The following is a 22591-nucleotide window of genomic DNA, read 5'->3' as shown; positions in this document are numbered from 1 at the left end:
CCGCACCGGTCATGGTGGTGCCATCGGTCATGGCGAGTAGAACGTCATCGCCGTTGCCATCCATGATGCGCAGATAATCCGGCAACGGTACTAACACCGTCGGACGCGGCGCTGCCGTGGCAACCTTGCCGTCGCCGAAGAAAATCCCAATCAAGTTCTCGGCAATCTGGGGTGCAGCCGGACGATCAGGGTCAATGCCTAACCGCCCGGTGTGCTCCATATCGGAGATCTCACGCTCGTCATAGGTTAAATGCAGGGTGCGCTTGCCGTTTCGTGACGGCCCAAACTTCGCCGCATCCACCGCAGGCTTCGTATCCGCCGGCACCAACGTGCGTGCCGCTGCCTCAATCGCCCGGTAGCCACCCTCGACTTCAAGCAAAGCCAGGCGCAGCGCCCACCGCTGGGACGCATCCTTCACCGAAGCAATACGCCGCTCGATCAGTACTAACTCGTCGAGGGAGAAACCGCGCGCCAAAGAACTTGCTGTCTTTTGCTTGCGCGTGAACTTCGTACGCCCGAAGTAGACATCCCGCAGCCGCGACCAGGCACGCGCACGATCGGGTGCGAAGCCCGAGGCGAGTGCAACATCGAGGTCGAAGTCAGCCAGCGTCTCCAACGCTGCAGCCGACATCGCCTGCACTAACACCTCGAACGAATTCATACCCAAAACGCTAAACCAAAACCGCAAACCAGCGTTTCGAGCCTGTGAAATTTACGCAGATGCCCCTGTGGATAACCCCTAAGGCACCTGGTAGGCGAGGTCGCGGGCGTCGGTGACGAGCATTTTGCCCGGCGCGTGACAGATCGCCAGATCGGGCTTCGACGACATCACAATCGACTGCGGCGTAACCCCACACGCCCAGAACACCGGCACCGTGCCCGCGGGGATGTCCACGGCGGAGCCGAAGTCGGGCGTATCAAGGTCGTCGATACCGATCGCGGCCGGATCCCCCACGTGCACGGGGGCACCGTGCACGGCTGGGTAGCGCGACGTGATCCGTACCGCATCGGAAACCTGCGACGCCGGAATCGGCCGCATGGAGACGACCATCTTGCCGGAGAACACGCCGGCTGGCTCGCAGTCGATGTTGGTCATATACATCGGCACGTTGCGCCCCTGCTCGATGTGCGCCACGGGCACCCCGTTGTCCAGCAGGGCCGCCTCGAAGGTGAACGAGCAGCCGATAAGGAACGCGACGGTGTTGTCGGTCCAGTATTCGGTGGCGTTGAGGGGCTCGTCGATAAGCGAGCCGTCCTTGAACACGCGGTAGGCGGGAATGTCGGTGCGAATATCGCCACCCGCGAGTAGCGACGACTCCACCTGCCCCGGCTCCAACACCCCCAGGATCGGACACGGCTTCGGGTTGCGCTGCGCGAACAGCAAGAAATCGAATGCGTACTTCTTATCCAGCGCGATCAGGTTGGCTTGGGCGTAACCAGCGGAAAAGCCCGCCGTCGTCGGCACATCGGTGGTGCGGAACAACGCGCGGGCTTGCGCTGGGGTCATAGAGGCAGGCTGCATGCCCTTCAGACTACGCCCACAGTGTGGGCAAGGTGCTGATGGAGCTCCAACCCATCCAAGCGCAACCGACAAGCGTGATGGCGCCAAGGACCAGCATCCACATCGGCGGCTTGTAGCCACGCAGCAGGTCCTTGCGGAAGAAACCGACGTAGAGGACGACGGCGAAACCGATCGGCAGGATCAGACCGTTGAAGGCGCCTGCGAAGATGAGGAGCTTCTGCGGTGCAGAGCCAACGAACAGGTAGATGACCGTGGAGATGACGATGAAGCCGACGGTGAGCCAGCCGCGCTTCTTCGGGTCGAAGCCCTGCTTGGTCAAAAACGAGATCGAGGTGAACGACGCGCCGATGACCGAGGACAGGCCCGCAGCCCACAGGACGAGGCCGAACATGCGACGGCCGATGTCGCCTGCGGCTTGGTAGAAGACGTCTGCGGCGGTGTTGTCCTTGGACAGTGCAACGCCCGTTGCGACGACACCCAGCACCGCGAGGAACAGCAGCACGCGCATGATGCCGGTGACGATGATGCCGGTGACCGAGGAGCGGGAGATGTAGTCGAGGTTTTCGGGGCCGGTGTGGCCGGCGTCGATAATCCTGTGCACGCCGGCGAACACGATGTAGCCGCCGACAGAACCGCCGATGAGGGTGGTGATGACCTTGAAGTCCACGGCGTCCGGGGCGACGGATTGGCGCATCGCCTCAGCCACTGGCGGGTTTGAGGAGATGGCGACGTAGAGCATGAGCAGGATCATCAGCGCGCCGAGGATGCCGACGAGGACGTCGAGTGCGGCACCCGCACGCTTCCAAAGGAACACGCAGATGGCGATGATGGCAGAGATGGCACCGCCGATTTTCGGGTCGACGGCGCCACCGGTGAGCGCTTGGACGCCAAGGCCGGTGCCGGCGATGTTGCCGATGTTAAAGACGAGTCCGCCGATGCCGACGAGGATGGCCAGGAACCAGCCGAGGCCAGGCAGTACGGCGTTGGCGAGCTCGCTGGCGCGCAGGCCGGAGACACCGAGGATGCGCCAGACGTTCAACTGGATGACGATGTCCACGATGATGGACAGCAGGATGGCAAACGCGAATGCCGCGCCCATCTGCACGGTGAATACGGAGGTTTGGGTGAGGAAGCCCGGCCCAATGGCGGAGGTGGCCATCAGGAAGATGGCGCCGACCATGGGGCCGATGCGTCGTGCCGCTGCTGGCGGCTTGGTGGGTACGTCGGCTGCGGTTGAGCCGCCGGTGTTGGGGTTTGGAGCGGTCACGGGGGCACTCCTTTCAATGACGGGAATGTGACGTGGGTGATATTAGGGCATAAAAGCGCCCTGGGTGACACCTCGTCACACATCGTCACACCCGGGTTACCCCTAGTCGACTTTGAATTCCGCCATCTTGTCCCATTCGGTTTTGCCTTCGATGAGGGTGTTAATGATGGTCGGGGTTTCCGCCAAGATGGTCGGGAAGAATTCCTGTGCTGCCTTGAAGTGGTCGGAGTTGACGTGGGCTTCGGCAGCGTGGTCGTGGAATGCTTCGATGAGCAGGTATTCGTTGGGGTTGTCTTCGTTGCGGTACCAGTCGAAGAAGATGTTGCCTTCTTCGGCCCGGGATGCGTCGGTGAATTCTTTGACCAGTTCGCGGAAGTTGTCGACGTGTTCGGGCAGGGGCTTGAATCGTACGTTGATCAGAATCATGCGCCCCACCCTATGCGGAGTTAGCTTTCAAGCTGCTCGCCGAGTTCGAGCCATTCCATTTCGAGTTCCTCGCGGGTGTCTTTGGCGGCGTTGAGTTCTTTGGTTTTGGCGCCGATGGCGTCGAAGTCGCCGGCTTGCGACAGGGCGGTGATCTCGGCTTCGAGTGCTTCTGCCCGCTCGCTTTCCTTCGCGATCTTGCGCTCCAGAGACTTCATCTGCTTTTGGATCTCGCGCTCTTCCTGCGAACTGAGACCCTTTTGCTTGTCGACGACGCCCTCGCCCCGCTCCCCCAAATCCAACGGTCCGGTCGCGGTGTCCTCGGCTGCCCTGCGGTCCAGGTACTGCTGGATGCCGCCGGGCAGATTGGTTAAGGTGCCGTCGCCGAACAGGGCGTAGGTGGTGTCCGCGATGCGTTCGATGAGGTAGCGGTCGTGGGAGATAACCACGAGCGTGCCGGGCCAGGAGTCGAGGAGGTTTTCTAGCTCTTGGAGGGTGTCGATGTCGAGATCGTTGGTGGGCTCGTCGAGAAGCAAGATGTTCGGCTCGGCCATGAGCACGCGCGTGAGTTGGAGGCGACGGCGTTCGCCGCCGGAGAGGTCGCGCACGGGGGTGCGTTGGCGTTTCGGGGAGAAGCCGAGACGTTCGGCGAGTTGGGAGGCGGACATTTCGCCTTTGCCGAAGGAGATGTAGGTGGCGACATCCTCGACGGCGTCGATGACGCGGCGTTCCGGGTCGAGGTCGTCGAGTTCTTGGCGCAGCCAGCCGATGCGTGCGGTTTGGCCTTCGATGCGTTTACCTGCGGCGAGTGGGTATTCGCCGGCAAGGGTGCGCAGCAGGGTGGTTTTGCCGGAGCCGTTCACGCCGACAAGGCCGATGCGCTCTCCGGGTGCGAGGCGCCAGGTGAGGTGGTCGACGAGTGTGCGGCCGTCGGGGGCGTCGATGCGTGCGTCTTCGAGTTCGATGACGACGCGGCCTTGGCGTTGCTTGGAAAACGCCATGAGTTCGACGGTGTCGCGCGGCGGCGGGACGTCTTTGATCAGGGCTTCTGCGGCTTCGATGCGGTAGCGCGGCTTCGAGGTACGGGCAGGTGCGCCGCGGCGCAGCCACGCGAGTTCCTTCCGCGCGAGGTTTTGGCGGCGCTGTTCGATGGCGTCGGCTTGGCGGGCACGTTCGGCGCGCGCGAAGGTCCAGTCGTTGTAGCCGCCTTCGTAGACATCGACGGTGCCGTCGTGGACTTCCCAGGTCAGGGTGGCCACGGTGTCGAGGAACCAGCGATCGTGCGTGACGACGACCACCGCCACCTTGCGCGACAACAAATGGTCAGCGAGCCACTGCACGCCTTCGACGTCGAGGTGGTTGGTTGGCTCGTCGAGCACGACCAGGTCGAGGTCCTGCACGAGTGCCGCGGCGAGGTTCACGCGGCGACGCTCGCCACCAGAGAGGTTGCCTACCGGGGTGTCCAGGCCGAGCTCGGCCACACCGGTGCCCTGGAGGACCTCGCGAACCTTGGCGTTCGAGGCCCACTCGTAGGTCTGCAGGCCGAGCGGTTCGACGACGGCTTGGCCGACGGTGAGGGTCTCGTCGAGGTCGAAACGCTGGGTGACCACTGCCATGCGCAGGCCCGAGTTGTGGGAGACGCGGCCCGCGTCCGGCTTCTCGATGCCGGTGAGCACTTCAAGCAGGGTGGTTTTGCCGCCGCCGTTGACGCCGACGATGCCGATGCGGTCGTTGGTTTGCACGCCGAGGGAGACACCGTCGAGCAGGGTTTTCAGCCCCCACGTTTTGGAGACGTTTTCAAGGTTGATCAGGTTAGCCATATCGGGTGCATAGTCTACGCACCCTGCCTAATCGGCGGTCTCGAGCACCGCGCCGTGGTCGGGTCCTTCGGCGACGAAGATCTCGTAGCCCTCGAATCGCTCCGCCAAGTGTTCGGCGACCCATTGGGCGTGCTCGAGGCTTTCGCACAGCACCGCGACCGTGGGCCCGGAGCCGGACACGATGGCGCGCAGGCCTGCTTCGTTGGCAGCGTCGATAAGCCGCTTGAGTTGCGGGCGCATCGACAGCGCTGCCGCGTCGAGGTCGTTGTGCAGCGCCTCTGCCACCCGCGCCGCGTCGCCCGAGGTCAACGCCTGGGACAGGCCTGCGGTGTTGAGGTGTGGGACGAGGGCTGGGTTGCCGTGACGCAGGTCGTCGAGAAGCGAAAATGCTCCGCCGGTGGAAATGCCCACCTTGGGGTTGACGAACACCCAGTTCAGACGGCCGCGCGACAGCATTTCGACGAGTTCATCTCCCCGGCCGGTGCCGAGTGCTGTGCCCCCCATGAGCGAAAATGGCACGTCAGCGCCGAGCGACGCTGCCAACTCGTGCAACGTCTCAGCCGTAAGCGGCTCGCCGTGATCAGCCACGAGCGCGTTCGCGGCGACCAGTGCAGCGGCAGCGTCGGCGGAACCGCCCGCCATCCCGCCGGCGACGAAGACGTGCTTGGCCACCTCGATGTGAACCTCCGGAAGGGCGATCCCGGCACGCTCAGCAACTGCGTTGACCGCACGCCACGCCAGGTTGGTTGGCCCGTCGATGCTTTCTTCCGGCTCGTCGACGTAAAACGTGGTCTGCATGGAGCGCACGATGGGGCCTTCAGTAACCGTGTCGGAGGCGACGAGCGTGACCACTTCGCGACGGTCCACGGCGTGGAAGACGGTGACTAGGTCGTGGTAGCCGTCGGCGCGGGCTTCCCCTACCCCGAGGTGGAGGTTGACCTTGCCTGGTGCGGAGGCGACGTACTTACGCATGGCCTAACTGTACAAAGTCGGCCACGGTAAGTTTTTCGCCACGCAGGCCTGGGTCGATTCCGGCTGCGCGCAGGGCCGCTTCGGCGTTCGCGGGCGAGCCGTAGATTCCTGCGAGTGTGGAGCGAAGCGTCTTGCGGCGTTGCGCGAAGGCGGCGTCCACGATCGGGAAGACGCGCTCGCGGAGTTCGCGCGGGTTGTCGTCGTTGACGTCGATGCGCACAAGCCCCGATTCGATGTTCGGCGCGGGCCAGAAGACGTGCTTGCCAATAGTGCCGGCGCGCGAGACGTCCCCGTAGAACGCAGCTTTGACACTCGGCACGCCGTAGATCTTGGAGCCTGGCACGGCAGCGAGGCGGTCGGCGACTTCCTTTTGCACCATGACCAGCACGCGCCTGATCGTGGGGAACTCCTCCAGCAGGTGCAACAGCACTGGCACGGAGACGTTGTACGGCAGGTTGGCTACCAGCGCTGTTGGCTCGACGTCGAGGTCGTCGCGGCGCGCCTTCAGCGCGTCGGTGGTGATCACGGTGAGGCGTTCGGCGTACTCGGGCGCACGCGCCTGAACGGTTGCAGGCAGACGCCCGGCGAGACGTGGGTCGATCTCAAGCGCGACGACCCGCGAGACCGTATCGACGAGCCCAAGCGTTAGCGACCCCAACCCCGGGCCAACCTCCACAACGACGTCGTCAGGCGAAAGCTCTGCGGCACCGACGATCATGCGCACGGTGTTCGGGTCGTGCAGAAAGTTCTGCCCCAGTTTCTTGGTAGGCGTGACGTCGAGTTCTGCCGCGAGTTCGCGGATCTCGGCCGGGCCGAGCAGCTGCGAGCCCGCCATTTAGCGCAGGCCCAGACGGGCGGTGCAGGCAGGCCACGCGCCCCAGCCCTGGGCGGCCTGGGTGCGCTCGGCGATGGCGATCTGCTGTTCGCGGGTGGCCAGGTCGGCGGTCGGCGCGAAGGCGGTGCCGCCGTAGGCGGCCCAGGTGCCTGGGTTGAACTGCAGGCCACCGTGGTAGCCGTTGCCGGTGTTGATGGACCAGTTGCCGCCGGATTCGCAGGCTGCGATCGCGTCCCAGACGGAACCGTTAGCCACGGCAGGGGCTGCCGCGCCGGTGTTACCCGTCTGCTTGGTGCCACGCGCGATGACGGCGGGCTTGCCCTTCTTGGTTTCCTTCTCCTCGGCAACGCCTTCGGATTCGACAACACCGTTGACGGTCACGGTGCGGTGGATGATCTGCTTTTCGCCCTGCACGCCTTCTTCGCGGACTTCTTCGGTGCCTTCGTCGAGGGTGTCGTCGTCAATGTATTCGGCGGGTTCTTCCACCGCGACGGTCTCTGGGCGGTCGATGGTGTTGACGCGGTCGAGGACGATTTCCATGCCCGGCACGATCGCGTCGGCGAGCGCATGGTTCAAACGGTCGTCGCTATCGAAGGTGACGCCACGCGCCGACAGCAGGTCGCCGACGGTTTTGGCTGCGGCGGAAACGTAGGTGAGGTTACCGCCGTCGCGAAGTGCCACGATCTTCGGTGTGGTCACGTCCACGTTGAGGCCTTCGGTGACCGTCTCGTCGCGGTCGATGTCCACGCCCGCGGCGGAGGTAACGCCGGCTTCCTCGAGCAGTTCGCCGACGGTGCTGGCGGTCGAGGTGATCTGCTGGGCAACACCGTCGACGACAACGGCGACCGGCTTGGCGGTGCGCACGGTGACGGTATCGCCGCGTGAGATCTTCTCCCCCGGCGCTGGGTAGACGAGGTCCTGCGGGTCAACGTCAACGCCCGCGGACTGCAGCACGCCTGCGACGTCGGCGGCGTAGGTGCGGACGTTGGTTTCCTCACCGTTGACATCCACGGTGATTTGCTTCTGGGAAGCCAGCGCGGTGCCCGCACCACCGACGAGCACGGCGCCGGCGACAGTGCCAACCGCGACGCGTTTCGCGGCGGAGTTCTTCGGGTTGATCCGCTTGATCTGACGAGACATTCGCGCTTCCTCCGAGGGGTTAACGTAAAGCAACTTCGGTAACAATACGGTAACGCCCGCCGGGACACAAGGACCGACGCGCACTAATGTTCCAGGTCACACCCCGTAGACGCGTGAAAACGTCTCACTGATATCACGTGCCACATCGGCCACATCCATGTTGCGGACTTCGGCCAACACCTTCGCGGTGTGGCCGATAAGCGATGGCTCGTTGCGCGCGCCGCGGAACGGCTCCGGCGTCATGTACGGCGCGTCGGTCTCCACCAACAACTGGCCGGCAGGCGCCAGGCGGGCGGCCTCGCGCAGTTCCTCGTTGCGCTTGAACGTGACGTTTCCCGCGAAGCTCAGTACGTAGCCACGCTCGATCGCCTCGCGTGCCACGTCCAGTGGCGAGGAGAAGCAGTGCAAGATGACGTGTTCGGGGCGTGGGGCGTCGTCGAGAATCCGCATGATCTCCGCATCACCCTCACGGTTGTGGATCATCAGCGCCTTGCCGGACTCGCAGGCCAGGTCGATGTGGAAGCGAAACGCCTCCTCCTGCACGTCCAGCGGCGCGGTGCGCTCCGCGTCGTGTTTGAGCCAGTACGTATCGATGCCGGTCTCCCCCACCGCCACGCAACGCGCGTCGGCGGCCATGGTCTGTAGGCGGGCACGCGCGTCGTCGTCAAGTTCATGCGCCCTGGTCGGATGGATCGCGCACGCGGCAAACACGCGCTCGTTGAGATGTGCGGCCTCAAGCGCAAGTTCCGCTTCGTCGAGGCCATCGCCGACGGTGCAGATGCGCTCGACCCCGGCGGCTACGGCACGCTGGACAAACGTGTCGATCTCTTCCGCGGTACGTGCGCCGCAGGACGCGAGGTGCGTGTGTGCATCGACGAGACCTGCGATCGGCTCGGCGGGCACGGGAGTGGGACGTGGCTTCTTTTTGCTCATACGATGCACCCTATGGCATTCAACGACATTGACTCAGCCACCCGCACCCAAATTGAGGCCGACCTGGCCGAGGCCGCCGGTCGCGGCATTAACGGCTCGCCCGCCGACATCGTTGCCTCATTCGAGGAAGAACTTGCCGATTACCTGGCACTTCCCCGCGATGTGCAGCGCGCGTTTCCCCGCGGCGACACCGCCCGCATCTACGGCACCGCCCTCGGCGAGGCGCTCGTGCGGGAGGGCTTTTCTTGGCAATTGCTTATCGACGACTACGGGACCGATCTTGTCGTCGTCAAGAATCCCGGCGGCGCGGACGAGAAGTACACCGCCCCGCTCGTCGTCGTGGACCAGCGCTTTGAAGACGAAGAACCCGGCAAACTCACCGGGTTCCTCAACCAGTTTCTCTAGGCCTACTTCTGCACCGGCGCCCACTCCGGGCCGGTCTCGCCAAGTTCAGCATCGAGCTTGGCAATCAGCGGCTGCGGCTTAGCCAACTCGGTGCCCGGGGTGACCTCCACGCGCTGCCACACGGCCTGCTGCTGGGTGTAGTCACCGGTGATGGTCAGGTACTTCTGCCCCTTCTCCGGAAGGCCGACGCCGACGAGGTCGAAGTCGGCGTCGTCGACAATCTCCTCGATGCGCGGCTCAGCAGCCCACACGCCGGTGCGGCCCAAGGTCTCGTGGACCTTCTGGGCGGTGTGCGGCAGGAACGGGGTGAGCATGGCGTTGCAATCGGACACCACCTGCAGCGCGGTCCACAGCACGGTGGCCAGACGCTCACGCTGGGACTCGTCCTTAGCCAGCTTCCACGGCTCCTGCTCGGCGATGTAGGCGTTCGCTTCACCAACGACGTGCATGATCTTGGTGATCGCGTTCTTGAACCGAGCCTCGCTTAGGTCCGCACCGGCGGTAGCAAAGGTTTCTTCCGCAAGGTTCAGGATGCGCTCATCGGACGCTTCCAGCGGGCCCGGCGCGGGCACCTGGCCGAAGTTCTTGTGCGCCATGGACACGGTGCGGTTGACCAGGTTGCCCCAGCCGTTGGCCAGCTCGTTGTTCACGCGACGGACGAACTCGTCCCAGGTGAAGTCGGTGTCATTGTTCTCCGGGCCTGCGACTGCGATGAAGTAGCGCAGCGGATCCGGGCCGAACTCCTTGAGGAAGTCCTTGACGTAAATGACCACGCCCTTCGACGAGGAGAACTTCGAGCCCGACATGGTGAGGAACTCAGAAGAGACAACCTCGGTGGGCAGGTTGAGCTCGCCAAGACTGTGTACCTCGCCGCCCTTGGAGCCCTGGCCCGCGTAGCCAAGCAGCTCCGCCGGCCAGATCTGGGAGTGGAAGGTGATGTTGTCCTTGCCCATGAAGTAGTAGCCCTCGGTGGCTGGGTCCTGCCAGAAGTCCTTCCAAGCTTCCGGCTTGCCAATGTTGTGGGCCCACTCGATGGAGGCAGACAAGTAACCGACGACGGCGTCGAACCAGACGTAGAGCTTCTTCGACGGGTTGTCCTGCCAGCCCTCTACTGGGATCGGGATGCCCCAGTCGATGTCACGGGTCATGGCGCGCGGGCGCATGTCCTCGAGCAGGTTCAGGGAGAACTTCAACACATTCGGGCGCCAGTCCTCGCGGGTGGACAGCCACGCCTCGAGTGCGTCGTGGAGCGACGGCAGGTCGAGCATGTAGTGCTCAGTCTCGACGAACTCCGGGGCCTCGCCATTGATCTTGGACACCGGGTTGATCAGGTCTGCCGGGTCCAGCTGGTTGCCGCAGGTGTCGCACTGGTCACCGCGGGCATCGGTTGCGCCACAGATTGGGCAGGTGCCCTCGATGTAGCGGTCCGGCAGTGTGCGGCCCGTCGACGGGGAGATCGCCCCCTTGGTGGTTTCCTTCACCATGTAGCCGTTAGCGTCCAACCCGCGGAACAGTTCTTGGACCACCGCGTAGTGGTTGCGGGTGGTGGTGCGGGTAAACAGGTCGTAGGATAGGCCAAGGCCTGCGAGGTCTTCGACGATCTGCTTGTTGTAGCGGTCCGCTAATTCCTTGACGCTGACGCCTTCCTTATCCGCCTGGACCAACAGCGGGGTGCCGTGTTCGTCGGTGCCGGAGACCATAAGCACGTTCTTGCCGGACATTCGCTGGTAGCGGGCGAAGACATCGGAGGGGACGCCGAAGCCGGCGACGTGTCCGATGTGGCGCGGGCCGTTTGCGTACGGCCAGGCCACACACACAAGAACGTTCTGGGTGGAATCAGCAGCAGTCATGGCTCCCAGCATAAGTTATGGCCCCGCTAAGCAATGAAACTGCTCCGCGGGGCCAGCAACGAAGGTGCGAAACGCTACGCGTTAGTTCTTCGCGCGCGGCTTCAGCATCTTCTTCATTTGCTCGCGACGTGCGTCGAGTTGCGCTTGGTCGCGGTGCATGCGGCGCTCGATAGCCAGCTGGCGGGCGAAGCGCTCGTGTTCCTTCTTATCCAGGTAAATGGTGTCGTTGGACATGTCCTTCACAATCGCGAACATGAGCGCGATAAGGATGAACAGGAACGGTGTTGCGGCCACGATGGTGACGGACTGCAGAGAGTTCAGCGCGTCAGCACCACCGGAGATCAGCAGGGTCAGACCGACGAATGCGGTAGCCACGCCCCACATAGCGGCCAGCCACGGCTTGGCTTCGGTCTTGCCGGACTGGGTCATGGACGCCATCACGGTCGAGGCCGAGTCTGCGGAGGTAATAAAGAAGGTACCCAGCAGCAACAGGGCGAACACGCCGACAACGTAGCCGCCCGGCAGGGCGTGCAGCAGGTTGAACAGCTGTTCCTCGTTGGAGCCGCCGCCGACGATGGACTGGCCATCCTGCTCCATCTTGATGGCGGTGCCGCCGAAGATGGCGAACCATACGGTGGACAGGCCAGCCGGGACGAGCAGGACGCCGAGGCAGAACTCGCGCACGGTGCGGCCGCGGGAGATGCGAGCCAGGAACGTACCGACGAACGGCGACCAGGAGATCCACCACGCCCAGTAGAAGATGGTCCAGCCGGAGAGGAAGTCACCAGCCTGGCCGTCGGAGCTCTCTGCGGTGCGGGCTGCCATTTCGAAGAAGTTCTGCAGGTAGTTACCAAATGCGGTCGGCAGCATGTTCAGCTGCGCAACGGTCGGGCCGAAGACAAAGACGAAGATCGCCAGGATCGCGGCGATGACCATGTTGGCGTTAGACAGCCACTGGATGCCCTTGGACACGCCCGACATTGCGGACAGCAGGAACGCCAGGGTCAACACGGAGACAATACCGATAGTCAGCTTGGTGGATGGGTTGTCCACGAAGCCGGACGCCTCCAGGCCGGAGCTGATCTGCAGCGCGCCAAGGCCCAGGGAGCAGGCGGTGCCGAAGATGGTGGCGAACACAGCGAACGCATCAATGAGACGACCGAGCCAGCCGTCAGCACCCTTCTGTCCGATCAGCGGGATGAAAGCGCTCGACAGCAGCTGCTTGCGGCCAAGGCGGAACGTCGAATACGCAATGGCCAGGCCGAGAATGGCGTACACAGCCCACGGGTGCAGCGTCCAGTGGAACATGGTCTGTGCCATGGCAGCGCCTACTTCACGTTCGTTGTGGCCGGGTACGCCGTCGAGGTACATCGCCAGTGGTTCTGCGGCGCCGTAGAACATCAGGCCGATGCCCATGCCGGCGGCGAACATCATGGCGATCCATGACGTGGTCTTAAATTCTGGTCGCTCGTCTGCGGTGCCGAGGCGAATGGTGCCGAAGTTCGACGCCGCAATCACGATGACAAAAATGACAAAAATGGTGCCGCCGAGGACGAATGCCCAGCCCAGGTTGTCAATCACCCAAGTGAAGGCGGCATCGGCGAAGTTGGAAAAGCTGTCGGGGGCAGCCAGGCCCCAGCCGACAATTGCCGCGACAATAATGGCCAACGGAATGACAATGCCCCAGTTCACTGGGGCATCTTCTGCATCCGCGGCACGCTCCATGCGCTCTTCCGGGTCGACGTAGTCCGTCGCAACGCCGTCGCGGTCGGCGTCGAGCAGCGCAGCAAGTTCGCTGGCTGCAGAAGTTTCTTGGGGTGCGTATTGATCAGTGCTCTGCGTCTCCGCATCGGGATCGTGTGGATCCCTTTGTGAGTCTCGCTGAGACATACGGTTACTCCTTTGAAGTTTTCAGGTGTTTAAAAGTGCCCAAGCAGGCTAACGTAAATAACACCTTTGTGCTAACCGAGTTGTCGCGAGAACTTACTCAACCGCGCGCAGCGAGCGCGGCATCATACAGGTCCCCTACTTTCACGCCGTGCGCTTTGGCGACCTGTTTCGCAGCGTCCTTCATACGCTCGCCCTTCTCGACGAGCTCAAGCACCTTCCCCACCAAATCTTCCGCTTCCGGCTGCTCAGGCTCCCCGCCTTCGATCACAAGCGTGATCTCCCCGCGTACGCCGTCTGCTGCCCATTCGGCAAGTTCTGCAAGAGTGCCGCGCTTGACCTCTTCATAGGTTTTGGTCAGTTCCCGGCACACCGCGGCGCGGCGTGTACCGCCGAGGACGTCGGCGGCGTCGTCAAGCAACTGCGCGATGCGGTGCGGGGATTCGAAGCAGCAGACGGCGCGACGCTCGTCGATAAGGGATTCCAGCCAGGCCCGACGCGCACCGGCCTTGCGGGGCACGAAGCCGTCGAAGATGAAGTGGCCGACGTTGAGCCCGGACAGCGCAAGTGCCGTGGTTACCGCAGACGGGCCCGGGATACAGGTCACGGGGATGCCGGCGTCGTGGGCGGCGGCGACGATCGAATGCCCTGGGTCGGAAACAATCGGCATGCCGGCATCCGTGACGACGAGGACGGTGCCGGTGCGGGCGGCGTCGAGAAGCTCACGCGAGCGCGCGTCCTCATTGTGGTCGAAGTTGGACACCACGCGCCCGGTGATCTCCACACCGAGTGCCGCAGCCAGCGCGCGGGTGCGACGCGTATCCTCCGCGGCGACGATATCGGCCTGACCAAGGGCCTGCACGAGCCGTGGAGAGGCGTCCCCGATGTTGCCCAGCGGTGTGGCGGCGAGCACCACTCCGGTAGCTGGGAACTGGGTTTCACGATCATGCTCGGCGGACATAAGCCTGAAGCATACGCGTCAGGCGCTAGTATCTTCGTCCGTGACCACTATCGCGAGCACTTCCAACGCCACCCCGGCGCCAGACGAACCAGGCGCGGCGCGCAAAGTCCGCCCGAGCCGACCGGCCCCCACCGCACCCGTATCGGTGCCGTGGACGCGCCGCGACACCATCGCCGCCAGCGTGATCGGTGTCCTCGCGCTGTTTACCAGGTTCCTGGGGCTGACCCAGCCAACCAGTTCCGGCACCCCGGTCTTCGACGAGAAGCACTACGTGCCGCAGGGCTGGGACATGGTGCGTAGCTCCTTTAACCCCGTGCTCGGCGGCATTGAGTCGAACCCGGGCTACGGTCTTGTCGTGCACCCGCCGCTGGGCAAGCAGCTGCTGGCGCTCGGCGAAACCATCTTCGGCTACACGCCTTTGGGTTGGCGCATCATCACCGCACTGTTTGGCACCGCGGTGATCGTGTTCGTGTTCCTCATCGCGCGCCGCGTGAGCCAGTCCACCTCTATCGGTGTGGTCGCGGGCATCATCGCACTTTTCGACGGCGTCCTGCTCGTCGCCGCCAAATTCGGCATGCTGGATATCTTCCAGGTCCTGTTTATCGTCATTGCCGCCTGGACGCTCGCCGGCGACATGCGCGAGGTACACCACCGCTGGCACGATGCCTGGCTGGCCGGCAAGTTGGACGGCACCGGCCCGTTCGGCCCACGGATGGGCTTCCGCTGGTGGCGCTTCGCCACCGGTGTCGCCCTTGGTCTTGCGCTGTCGGTGAAGTGGTCAGGCCTGTACTACATCATGTTCTTCGGCCTGTTGTCGTCGTTCTGGGACCTCTACCTGCGCCGCCGCTACGGCGTGGAAAAGCCGGTCGCTGGCACCTTGCTTCGCGACGTCCCAGCTGCACTCGCCTCGATCGTGCTCATCCCAGCACTGCTTTACATCTGGTCCTGGCGCGCCTGGTTCGCCTCTGAGACCTCTGTGTACCGCCACTCGCTTGCAGACGGCACCATCGCCGGCTCCGACTGGCCCTGGCTGACAAACCTGCCCGATTCCGTCGCTGGCTGGCTGTACTACCACTTCTCCGTCCTGAGCTTCCACGCATCCCTGACGTCCTCGAGTGGCCACTCGCACCCGTGGGATTCCAAGCCGTGGGCATGGCTCGTCTCTGCGCGCCCGATCCTCTACTACTCCGCCACTGACTTGGAGTGCAAGGTCGCCCCGGGTGATGGCACCTGCCGCGAGATGATTTACATGTTCGGCACCCCTGCCATCTGGTGGCTCACCGTGCCAGTCCTGCTCTGGGCGTGCTGGGTCTGGCTGACCCGCAAGGACTTCCGCGTCATCGTTCCGGTGATCGCCTTCGCCGCCGGTTTCCTCCCGTGGCTGGCTGCATTCGACCGTCAGATGTATTTCTTCTACGCCACCGCACTGGTGCCGTTTACGGCGGTGCTGCTTGCGCTGGCGGTGGGCAACCTTGCGAAGAAGGGCGGACCCGTGACGTGGAGTTGGGTCAACAAGGTCGCAGGCTTTGAGATGCGCTGGGGCCAACTCGCTGCCGTGGTCTACATCGCCTTGGTCGCGGCAAGCTTCTTCTACTGGTCACCGATTTTCTACGGCATGCGCATCCCGGATTCCTACTACGAATCCCTCATGTGGCTGCCGAGCTGGAAATAACCAGCTGGAAATAACTACAACGGGTTGGCGCCGAGAATGCGCCACGCTCGGCGCACTTCCCCGCCGCGGTCCGCGAACCACGTCCACACCAGCGCGATCACGCTGACAAACGGGATGAATACCGCGGCAGGTTCAAACTCACCCGCGCCAAGGACCGCGTCGCGCACCGCGAAGCCGACCGTGAAGGTGAACATCGACCCCACGATCAACAGCACGCCCGGGATCTGACGCGGCTTCCACGCCGTAAACGCCAGCGCTAGCGCCACACCAAGGCGTACAGACGCGCTAGACGCCACCACCGGCTCTTCCCCACCCGCACCGATGAGGCTGATGGCCCACAGCACCCACGCCACCGCCATGGCGAAAAGCAGAGTGCGCCCGATGGCAAGGCCGAAAGCGCGCCGTTGCGAGAGCTTGCGCCATTCGTCGTCCACGCTTGCCAGGATCACCTCTGACAGATCCTGCGGCGGGGCCATCGGGGGACGCTCCTGCGGCACGAACTCATGGGAGAGCACCAGGGCCTGGTCGAGGAAGGCCTGGCACTCATCACAGCTCGCCAGGTGTGCGTCGACGACGGCGTCGTCGAGACCGGCCGGTTCGCCGTCGATACGCGCAGACAGCGCTGCCTGAACTTCCTCGTGGCTAAGCACGCGTTAACACCCCATCCAAACTCGCACGACCGGTGCCGAACACGATGATGATAAACAACGCCGCAGCTAGCACCAGCGGGTACTCGATCCCGGCGTTTTCCACGAAGAACCCGTTATCCAGGTGCACGAAATACCCCGCGGCGAGCACGAGCAGCGTCAGCACCGACGCGACGATCGTAGTGAGCAGCCCCACTGCCAAAAACGCCCCACCGATAAGTTCAGCGGTACCAGTCAGGTATGCGGACAGTTGTGGCTGCGGCACCCCGAGTGCCGCGAAATCGCGCCCGGTTTGCGCCATGCCGGTGTCAAACCAGTGTTGAAACCCGCGGGCGACAAATACGGTGCCGAGGACAAGACGCAAAAGGAGCAGCGCAAAGTCACGTACGGCAGGCCTATTCATGCCAATGAGCGTACCCGTGGAACCGAATGGGGTAGAAACGAGTCCAATAGTTATGAGTGAAAACAAGATGAACGAAACTGACCAACTTCCAGACGCCGCAGGATGGCCCGTCGTCGGCGAAGACGGCCGTGCGCGCCCGCCATGGGCCGCAACCGATCCCCTGCTGCGCGACTACTACGACGCAGAGTGGGGCGACCCCGTACGCGACGAGCGGGGCATGTTTGAACGCGTCTGCCTCGAGGGCTTCCAGGTGGGTTTGTCGTGGCGGTTGATCCTGCAAAAGCGCGATGCGTTCCGCGACGCCTTCGCAAACTTCGACCCGGAGGTGGTCGCGGGCATGAGCATTGAGCATTTGCTTGACGACGACACCTTGATCCGCAACCGCCGCAAACTCCAAGCCGCCGTGACCAACGCCAAGGCAACACTTGCCCTGCGCGAGGAGGGCACGCACTTGGGCGAGTTCATCTGGTCCTACAAGCCGGAGACAACCCCTGCCCCGCGCACGATGGCGGAAGTCCCGACACAATCCGACGAGTCTGCGCAGTTAGCCAAGGATTTGAAGAAGCGGGGGTTCACCTTCGTGGGACCGGTGACCATGTACGCGCTGATGGAGTCCACCGGCATTTTGGACACGAACCTCATCGGCACGTGGAAGCGTGGCAGATCCGGAGTGTGGGACTAGTCGTCGTCCATTTCGGCGAAGGCGTCCTCGACCGAGTCGTACTCCTCACGGGAGGCCTCCCACACTTCCTTCGCCGCCGAAAAGTTCACCGCGGCGATGATCGCGCCGACGATGATGTCGAACCATGCGGTGTGCCACACGAAGGTCAGCAATCCCGCGACGATGATGAGCACGTTGGCCAACGCGTCGTTGCGTGCCGCGAGCCACGCGCCGGTGGCAAGCGACGAGCCTTCGTCGCGCAGCCGCAGCAGGATCACGGCACAGATCAGGTTGACCGCCAGCGCGCCGAGCGCAACACCGGTCAGCCCTTCCGGTGAGGGTGGCTCTGGGTTCAAAATCTTGACCACCACAGTCACCACGGCTGCCACCGCCGGGATCAAGATCAGGGCGGCGAGGACACTGCCGGCAGCGCGTCGCCTCGAAGCAGGCCATGCAACCGCAACAAACACGAGCAGGTTGATAGCGGTGTCTTCGAGGAAGTCGGCCGAGTCCGCAAACAATGATGCGGAACCAATCGATATCGCAGCGACGAACTCAACGAAGAAGTACGCGAGGTTCAGCAGCGCAACGATGAGCACTGCGCGGCGAATCTTCTGCGCGGACACCGTGACCAATCCTTTCCATAGCGAAAGCCCCGCACGATCGTTCTATCGTGCGGGGCGGAAAGTGGAGCTAAGGGGAATCGAACCCCTGACCTTCGCATTGCGAACGCGACGCTCTACCAACTGAGCTATAGCCCCTCAAGGGCGCCTCTTGAAGGCGATTGCCACGTTACTCCTGCAACCCGATGTGGTTAAATCGCCTGGTTATAAGCACTAGCTGGCGCGTGCAGCGAAGCGGTCGCGGATATCGCGGTAGTCGGCCCGGTCGTGGTCGTCTTCTGGCGGAGTGAAGCGAGAAACGGGCAGTGCGTCGAAGTCGGGGCTGTCGTCGTCAAGATCCAGGATCACCGAGCCCGAGTAGCGACGAGCAACGCGCTCTCGCGAGTTGGCCTCATCACCCAGAGCGACACCCAGGCGCGCGCGACGCAGCTGGCGGAGACGACGCTGGTGCAGTGCGCGCTCCTGCAGCACGGTGTGGCGCAGTGCGATCATGTACCACGCGGTCAGGCCAAGCGCGACGATGTTGAGCGCCCACACCCAGCCACCGGCGACGAACGCGGCCACAAACGTGATCACACACGCTGCAAGCAGACCGAGCAGCGTGCGCTGGCGGCGCTGTTGGCGCGTGGCCTTGGCTGCCTGCTCGCGCTGTGGGTCGTAGCCACCGCGGCCACGACGCGACGCCGCAAATGCGATGTCTGCCTCGTCGACGACATCGTTTTCGGCCGCGTCTTCAGCGTCTGTGTCTGCGTCCACAGCATCCTCAGCGTCGACGGCCTCGACAGCGTCCGCGTTGTCCTCTGCGTCCTCCGCACCTTCAGCGTCAGCGACCTCAGCCTCAGCGCCTGTGTCCGTGTCTGCATCTGTGACGGTGTCTGCGGTGGCGTAGCCCAGGTCCGCCGGCGAGGTGTACGTCTCGTCGAGCTCGTAGAGGTCTTCCTCGACAGCTTCTTCAGCGGTGTGTTCAGCGCCTTCTTCGTTCTGGACGAGCACAGAGATTGCGGTCGAGCCGCCAGCCTCTGCGGCGACAACACTGGCGGTCTCAGCAGATTCAGCGGTCTCGACAGATTCCTCAGACTCGGCGGGTGCAGCCTCGTCCTGGGATTCAGCGTCAGCCTCGTCGGCGACGTGCTCGATAACTTCGCCATCGACGGTGTTGTCGTCCTGGGCAGCGTCTTCGGCCTGTGCGGATTTGAAGAGGCGCAGGTTCGGGGCGTCGTCGATAAGCACCTGCTCCTCCTCGGCGACAGCCTCGACAACCTCGTAATCGTCATCTGCGTCGTCGTGGCGGTGGATGTCAGCCTGGGTCAGCTTCGGGCGACGGCGGGTTGCCATGGGGGCGTCGCCACCTTTGTGCAGCACGCGCGTCTCTTCGTAGCCCTCACCGGAGCGGCGAATCGGCTTGTTATTCCCCACCGCCAACGGCGCGAGCACGATCACCCACACGATGAGGATCAAAACGATCAATAAGCTCGAGCTGCCCATCACAGACCTTTCCGCAACTACATGCACCCAATAGACACTTCACGCCACGGTATCGGCACAACCGACACTCGGCGTGTTGGCGCGCCGTGGTCGCGGAAAGGAATTCAAAAACCAGACAACCTAGACAAGCCGACCCGCGCGGCGGAGCCGTTGCACCGCGGTCGTGGGATAGTCGTCGATATTGATGGCGACGAAGTGATGGTCACGCCACTGCCCGTCGATGTGCAGGTTGCGTCGCAAATAGCCTTCCTCCACAAAGCCGTTGGTGCGCAGCACCTTGCCAGAGGCAGGATTGCCCGGCAGATACGTCGCCGTCACACGGTGCAGGCCCACGCGCCCAAAGGCGTGATCCACGCCGAGTGCACACGCCGCCGACGCAACCCCGCGCCCCATATATGGCGAATGCACCCAGTAGCCGATCCAGCATTCGGAGACGATCCCGTGCTGGATGTTGCCCAACGTCACTTGGCCGGCAAACGCGCCGTCGACCTCGATGACCATCGGCACCACCGTGCCCTGCTGCGCCATGCGTTTGAGGTTGAGCCACGAGTTGCGCCACGCTGCATGCGAGTGGGCGTCCTCCCAGGTGCCGTCCACTGTGGGCTCGACAGGCGCGAGCCATTGCCTATCGACGACGCGCGTCTCACACCAATCCGCCCCATCACTACCGCGCAGCGGACGCAACTGCACACGCGCACCGTCCGGCAGCCCGACGGCAGGGGTCAGTTCTGGCCAGCCCGGTGTGGGCGGGCGAAACATGGCAAACACGCTAGCTGCGCTGCCGGATGAACTCGACGTCCACCTCGTCGCCCGGGCGCACGTGGGTGGCACCCTCTGGCAAGTGGATCATGGCGTTGGCCTCCGCAAACCCAGCCAGCAAGTGGGTCGGGCCGGCGTCGAGCACGCTCAGCGGCTCCACGAGGTACTCGCCGGTCTCGCTGTCTCGCATGAGGCGGGCGCGAATGTAGCCCCGACGACCGTCGATGGACTCCATCGGACGCAACGAACGCGCACGCACCGTCTGACGCGTGATCGTCGGCGCCCCGAGGGCACGGCGGATGAGTGGCCGGACGATGGTCTCCGTAATCACCAGAGCGCTCACCGGATTCGAGGGCAAGAGGAACACCGGGATCCTCTCCTCCCCCAGCACGCCGAAGCCCTGAACGGAGCCAGGGTGCATGGCAACGCGGGTGGTGTCGATCTGCCCCATCTCGCGCAGGATCTCCTGGATCGCCGTAGCCCCGGAGCCACCGACGGCGCCGGTGATGATGATGCACTCGCTCTTATCCACGTAACCGGCGATGGTCTCGCGCATGCGGCGCGGCTCCGCGTTGATGATGCCCGCGCGTTGCACCTCAGCGCCAGCCTCTTCAGCAGCGGCAGCCACAGCGTAGGAAGCGATGTCGAAGACTTGACCCAAACCAGGATCGCGCTCCAAATCGACGAGTTCCAGACCGTAGCTCATCACCGTCACTCGCGGGCGCGGGTAAACGAGCACCTTGTCGCGACCGGCCGCAGCAGCCAGCCCCACCTGCGCGGGACCGAAGATGGTGCCCTGGCGCACAGCAACGTCGCCGGGCTGGATATCGTCGCCGGCCTTGCGCACAAAGTCACCGGTGCGCACGGGGCGCAGCGGAGTCACACGCTTGCGGCCGCGGTCGGTCCACTCCAGCGGCAACACAGCATCAGCCAGGGTGGGCAGTGGTGCGCCCGTGGCCACACGCACCGCCTGGCGCGGTTGGAGGCGCAGCGGCTTCTGAGATCCGGCGGGCACCTCACCGACGACCGGCAGCGCACGATCGGGCGCCGGGCGCGGGGCCTTCTGCTCTTCGGCGTCCGCTTCGGACTCATCCTCGGCGCCAGCTGCTGGTCGCCTGCGCAGACCTGCGGTACCGCCGACGTCGACGGCGCGAACCGCAAACCCGTCGATGGCAGCCTGAGCAAAACCGGGAACCTGGCGGGTGGCGGCGATTTCCTCCGCGCACCGCAGCCCGAGGGCATCAGTGAGTGCGACGCGGATGGGCTCCGGCGCAACGGCAGCATCAATCACCGCTGCAAGCTGCTCCTCAACGCTGCGCATGGATGTACCCGCCTTACTTTCGCCTTAGTTTGTCAGTTCGGGGTGTTCTGCTTCGTATTCGGTGATGATCTTCTTCAACGCCGTGTACAACGCCGGCCCGTACTTTTCATCGTGCAGACCAAAGTCCACATTCGCCGGAATATAACCACCCGGATTGCCCAAATCATGGCGCTTGCCCTCATGAACCACCACGTGCACCGGGTGGCCTTCAGAGATCATCAACTCAATCGCATCAGTTAACTGCAGCTCGCCACCCTTGCCCGGGGTAATACGACGCAGCGCATCAAAAATGCCACGATCCAACAAGTACCGGCCAGTAGCCACAAGCGTCGACGGCGCATCCTCCACAGCAGGCTTTTCCACCATGCCACGCACCTTCAACACCTCGATGCCATCAAAGGACTCCCCCGCATCCTCAACATCAAACACGCCGTAGTTAAACACCTCTTCACGCGAGACGTTAAACGCGCACAGCACAGACCCACCGAGGCGATTGCGCACTTCGACCATCTTGTCCATCACCCCCATCGGCAGCACAAGATCATCCGGCAACATGACGGCCACGGCATCTTCGTCGTCGTCAAGCGCCTGCTCCGCACACCCCACAGCATGACCCAGGCCGAGGGGCTGATCCTGCTCAACCGCAACAGCCTGAATCAGCTCGCCAGCACGAGCAACCTTTTCAGCCTGCTCTTCCTTGCCGCGCGCGACCATGAGATCCTGCAACTCGGCAAAGTCACCGAAGTGGCGCATGATCTCTTCCTTATTCGGCGCCACCACCACCGCCAAACGCTGCGCACCACAGGCCGCAGCCTCCTGGGCGATCAACTCAATGCCCGGAGTGTCCACCACCGGCAGCAACTCCTTCGGCACAGTCTTCGTCGCCGGCAAAAAACGCGTCCCCATACCAGCAGCAGGAACAACAACCGTCTTCAACGAAAACGCGTTGCCGTCCGTGGCAGCCGGGGCCGCAGCAGTGTGGTCAGTAGAATTCCGCATAAGTCA

21 protein-coding genes, 1 tRNA gene and 1 pseudogene are annotated in these 22591 nt (G+C 63.7%); 3 read left to right on the top strand and 20 right to left on the bottom strand.

The features are described from left to right. The 9 genes and pseudogenes from HMPREF3120_RS12160 to HMPREF3120_RS07465 all read right to left on the bottom strand — a co-directional run. Positions 1-661 (bottom strand): annotated as a pseudogene (locus HMPREF3120_RS12160) (HNH endonuclease); the annotation flags it as partial. A 78-nt stretch (positions 662-739) separates the two neighbouring features. Beyond that, a complete protein-coding gene (locus HMPREF3120_RS07500; RefSeq protein WP_070421403.1) occupies positions 740-1522 on the bottom strand; it encodes a putative hydro-lyase in 783 nt (260 codons plus the stop codon). 10 nt (positions 1523-1532) lie between these two features. Next, positions 1533-2702: an NRAMP family divalent metal transporter gene (locus HMPREF3120_RS07495; protein WP_083284834.1), complete on the bottom strand. Its 1170-nt coding sequence runs from the start codon at positions 2700-2702 to the stop codon at positions 1533-1535. A 189-nt stretch (positions 2703-2891) separates the two neighbouring features. Further along, entirely contained in the window at positions 2892-3215 is a 324-nt protein-coding gene (locus tag HMPREF3120_RS07490; protein ID WP_070451772.1) for a putative quinol monooxygenase, read from the bottom strand. 20 nt (positions 3216-3235) lie between these two features. Further along, positions 3236-5032 carry an ABC-F family ATP-binding cassette domain-containing protein gene (locus HMPREF3120_RS07485; RefSeq protein WP_070451770.1) on the bottom strand — a complete coding sequence of 599 codons (1797 nt, stop codon included), beginning with the start codon at positions 5030-5032 and terminating at the stop codon, positions 3236-3238. A 27-nt stretch (positions 5033-5059) separates the two neighbouring features. Beyond that, positions 5060-6004: a 4-(cytidine 5'-diphospho)-2-C-methyl-D-erythritol kinase gene (locus HMPREF3120_RS07480; protein ID WP_070451768.1), complete on the bottom strand. Its 945-nt coding sequence runs from the start codon at positions 6002-6004 to the stop codon at positions 5060-5062. After that, positions 5997-6839, bottom strand: coding sequence for a 16S rRNA (adenine(1518)-N(6)/adenine(1519)-N(6))-dimethyltransferase RsmA (rsmA, locus tag HMPREF3120_RS07475; RefSeq protein WP_070451766.1), 843 nt, complete (start codon positions 6837-6839; stop codon positions 5997-5999). Before rsmA ends, HMPREF3120_RS07480 begins: the two co-directional genes overlap by 8 nt. Then, positions 6840-7979, bottom strand: a complete 1140-nt coding sequence (locus tag HMPREF3120_RS07470; RefSeq protein WP_070421408.1) for a resuscitation-promoting factor — start codon at positions 7977-7979, stop codon at positions 6840-6842. It abuts the gene before it with no gap. A 96-nt stretch (positions 7980-8075) separates the two neighbouring features. After that, positions 8076-8912: a TatD family hydrolase gene (locus HMPREF3120_RS07465; protein WP_070451764.1), complete on the bottom strand. Its 837-nt coding sequence runs from the start codon at positions 8910-8912 to the stop codon at positions 8076-8078. 12 nt (positions 8913-8924) lie between these two features. Between HMPREF3120_RS07465 and HMPREF3120_RS07460 the strand changes: the two genes are divergently transcribed. Then, positions 8925-9317 (top strand): DUF3806 domain-containing protein, encoded by a 393-nt coding sequence (locus tag HMPREF3120_RS07460; RefSeq protein ID WP_070451762.1) that lies wholly within the window; start codon positions 8925-8927, stop codon positions 9315-9317. A 2-nt stretch (positions 9318-9319) separates the two neighbouring features. Here HMPREF3120_RS07460 and metG read toward each other — a convergent pair whose 3' ends face one another. The 3 genes from metG to rsmI all read right to left on the bottom strand — a co-directional run bounded on the left by metG (position 9320) and on the right by rsmI (position 14015). After that, positions 9320-11167 (bottom strand): methionine--tRNA ligase, encoded by a 1848-nt coding sequence (metG, locus tag HMPREF3120_RS07455; protein WP_246815442.1) that lies wholly within the window; start codon positions 11165-11167, stop codon positions 9320-9322. An 81-nt stretch (positions 11168-11248) separates the two neighbouring features. Further along, on the bottom strand, positions 11249-13057 hold the full coding sequence (locus HMPREF3120_RS07450; RefSeq protein WP_083279308.1) for a BCCT family transporter: 1809 nt from the start codon (positions 13055-13057) through the stop codon (positions 11249-11251). Between the two features lie 97 nt (positions 13058-13154). After that, complete coding sequence (gene rsmI / locus HMPREF3120_RS07445; RefSeq protein WP_070451758.1) at positions 13155-14015, bottom strand: 16S rRNA (cytidine(1402)-2'-O)-methyltransferase; 861 nt, start codon at positions 14013-14015, stop codon at positions 13155-13157. A 40-nt stretch (positions 14016-14055) separates the two neighbouring features. Here rsmI and HMPREF3120_RS07440 point away from each other — a divergent pair, with 40 nt between their 5' ends. Continuing rightward, positions 14056-15687, top strand: a complete 1632-nt coding sequence (locus HMPREF3120_RS07440; protein ID WP_371441200.1) for a dolichyl-phosphate-mannose--protein mannosyltransferase — start codon at positions 14056-14058, stop codon at positions 15685-15687. A 14-nt stretch (positions 15688-15701) separates the two neighbouring features. Here the strand turns inward: HMPREF3120_RS07440 and HMPREF3120_RS07435 are convergent, their stop codons facing one another. Continuing rightward, positions 15702-16337 (bottom strand): zf-HC2 domain-containing protein, encoded by a 636-nt coding sequence (locus tag HMPREF3120_RS07435; RefSeq protein WP_070451755.1) that lies wholly within the window; start codon positions 16335-16337, stop codon positions 15702-15704. Beyond that, positions 16330-16737, bottom strand: a complete 408-nt coding sequence (locus tag HMPREF3120_RS07430; protein WP_070421414.1) for a DoxX family protein — start codon at positions 16735-16737, stop codon at positions 16330-16332. Before HMPREF3120_RS07430 ends, HMPREF3120_RS07435 begins: the two co-directional genes overlap by 8 nt. A gap of 52 nt (positions 16738-16789) precedes the next feature. Here HMPREF3120_RS07430 and HMPREF3120_RS07425 point away from each other — a divergent pair, with 52 nt between their 5' ends. Next, complete coding sequence (locus HMPREF3120_RS07425; protein ID WP_246815441.1) at positions 16790-17419, top strand: DNA-3-methyladenine glycosylase I; 630 nt, start codon at positions 16790-16792, stop codon at positions 17417-17419. Here the strand turns inward: HMPREF3120_RS07425 and HMPREF3120_RS07420 are convergent. The 6 genes from HMPREF3120_RS07420 to HMPREF3120_RS07395 form a co-directional block, all read right to left on the bottom strand. Continuing rightward, complete coding sequence (locus HMPREF3120_RS07420; RefSeq protein WP_317985807.1) at positions 17416-18024, bottom strand: cation efflux transmembrane domain-containing protein; 609 nt, start codon at positions 18022-18024, stop codon at positions 17416-17418. The two genes, HMPREF3120_RS07425 and HMPREF3120_RS07420, sit on opposite strands and share 4 nt — an antisense overlap. Before the next feature lie 62 nt (positions 18025-18086). Next, positions 18087-18159, bottom strand: a tRNA-Ala gene (locus tag HMPREF3120_RS07415). A 75-nt stretch (positions 18160-18234) separates the two neighbouring features. Then, positions 18235-19488, bottom strand: coding sequence for a divisome protein SepX/GlpR (glpR, locus tag HMPREF3120_RS07410; RefSeq protein ID WP_141739392.1), 1254 nt, complete (start codon positions 19486-19488; stop codon positions 18235-18237). A gap of 138 nt (positions 19489-19626) precedes the next feature. Then, positions 19627-20265: a GNAT family N-acetyltransferase gene (locus HMPREF3120_RS07405; RefSeq protein WP_070421481.1), complete on the bottom strand. Its 639-nt coding sequence runs from the start codon at positions 20263-20265 to the stop codon at positions 19627-19629. Between the two features lie 10 nt (positions 20266-20275). After that, positions 20276-21586, bottom strand: coding sequence for a molybdotransferase-like divisome protein Glp (glp, locus tag HMPREF3120_RS07400; RefSeq protein WP_070451748.1), 1311 nt, complete (start codon positions 21584-21586; stop codon positions 20276-20278). A 24-nt stretch (positions 21587-21610) separates the two neighbouring features. Next, entirely contained in the window at positions 21611-22585 is a 975-nt protein-coding gene (locus tag HMPREF3120_RS07395; RefSeq protein WP_070421418.1) for a UTP--glucose-1-phosphate uridylyltransferase, read from the bottom strand. Positions 22586-22591: the final 6 nt, after the last annotated feature.

It is taken from the genome of Corynebacterium sp. HMSC11D10, assembly GCF_001806995.1.
Taxonomy (GTDB): Bacteria; Actinomycetota; Actinomycetes; order Mycobacteriales; family Mycobacteriaceae; genus Corynebacterium; species Corynebacterium coyleae.
This window is presented reverse-complemented; position numbering and strand designations above follow the sequence as displayed.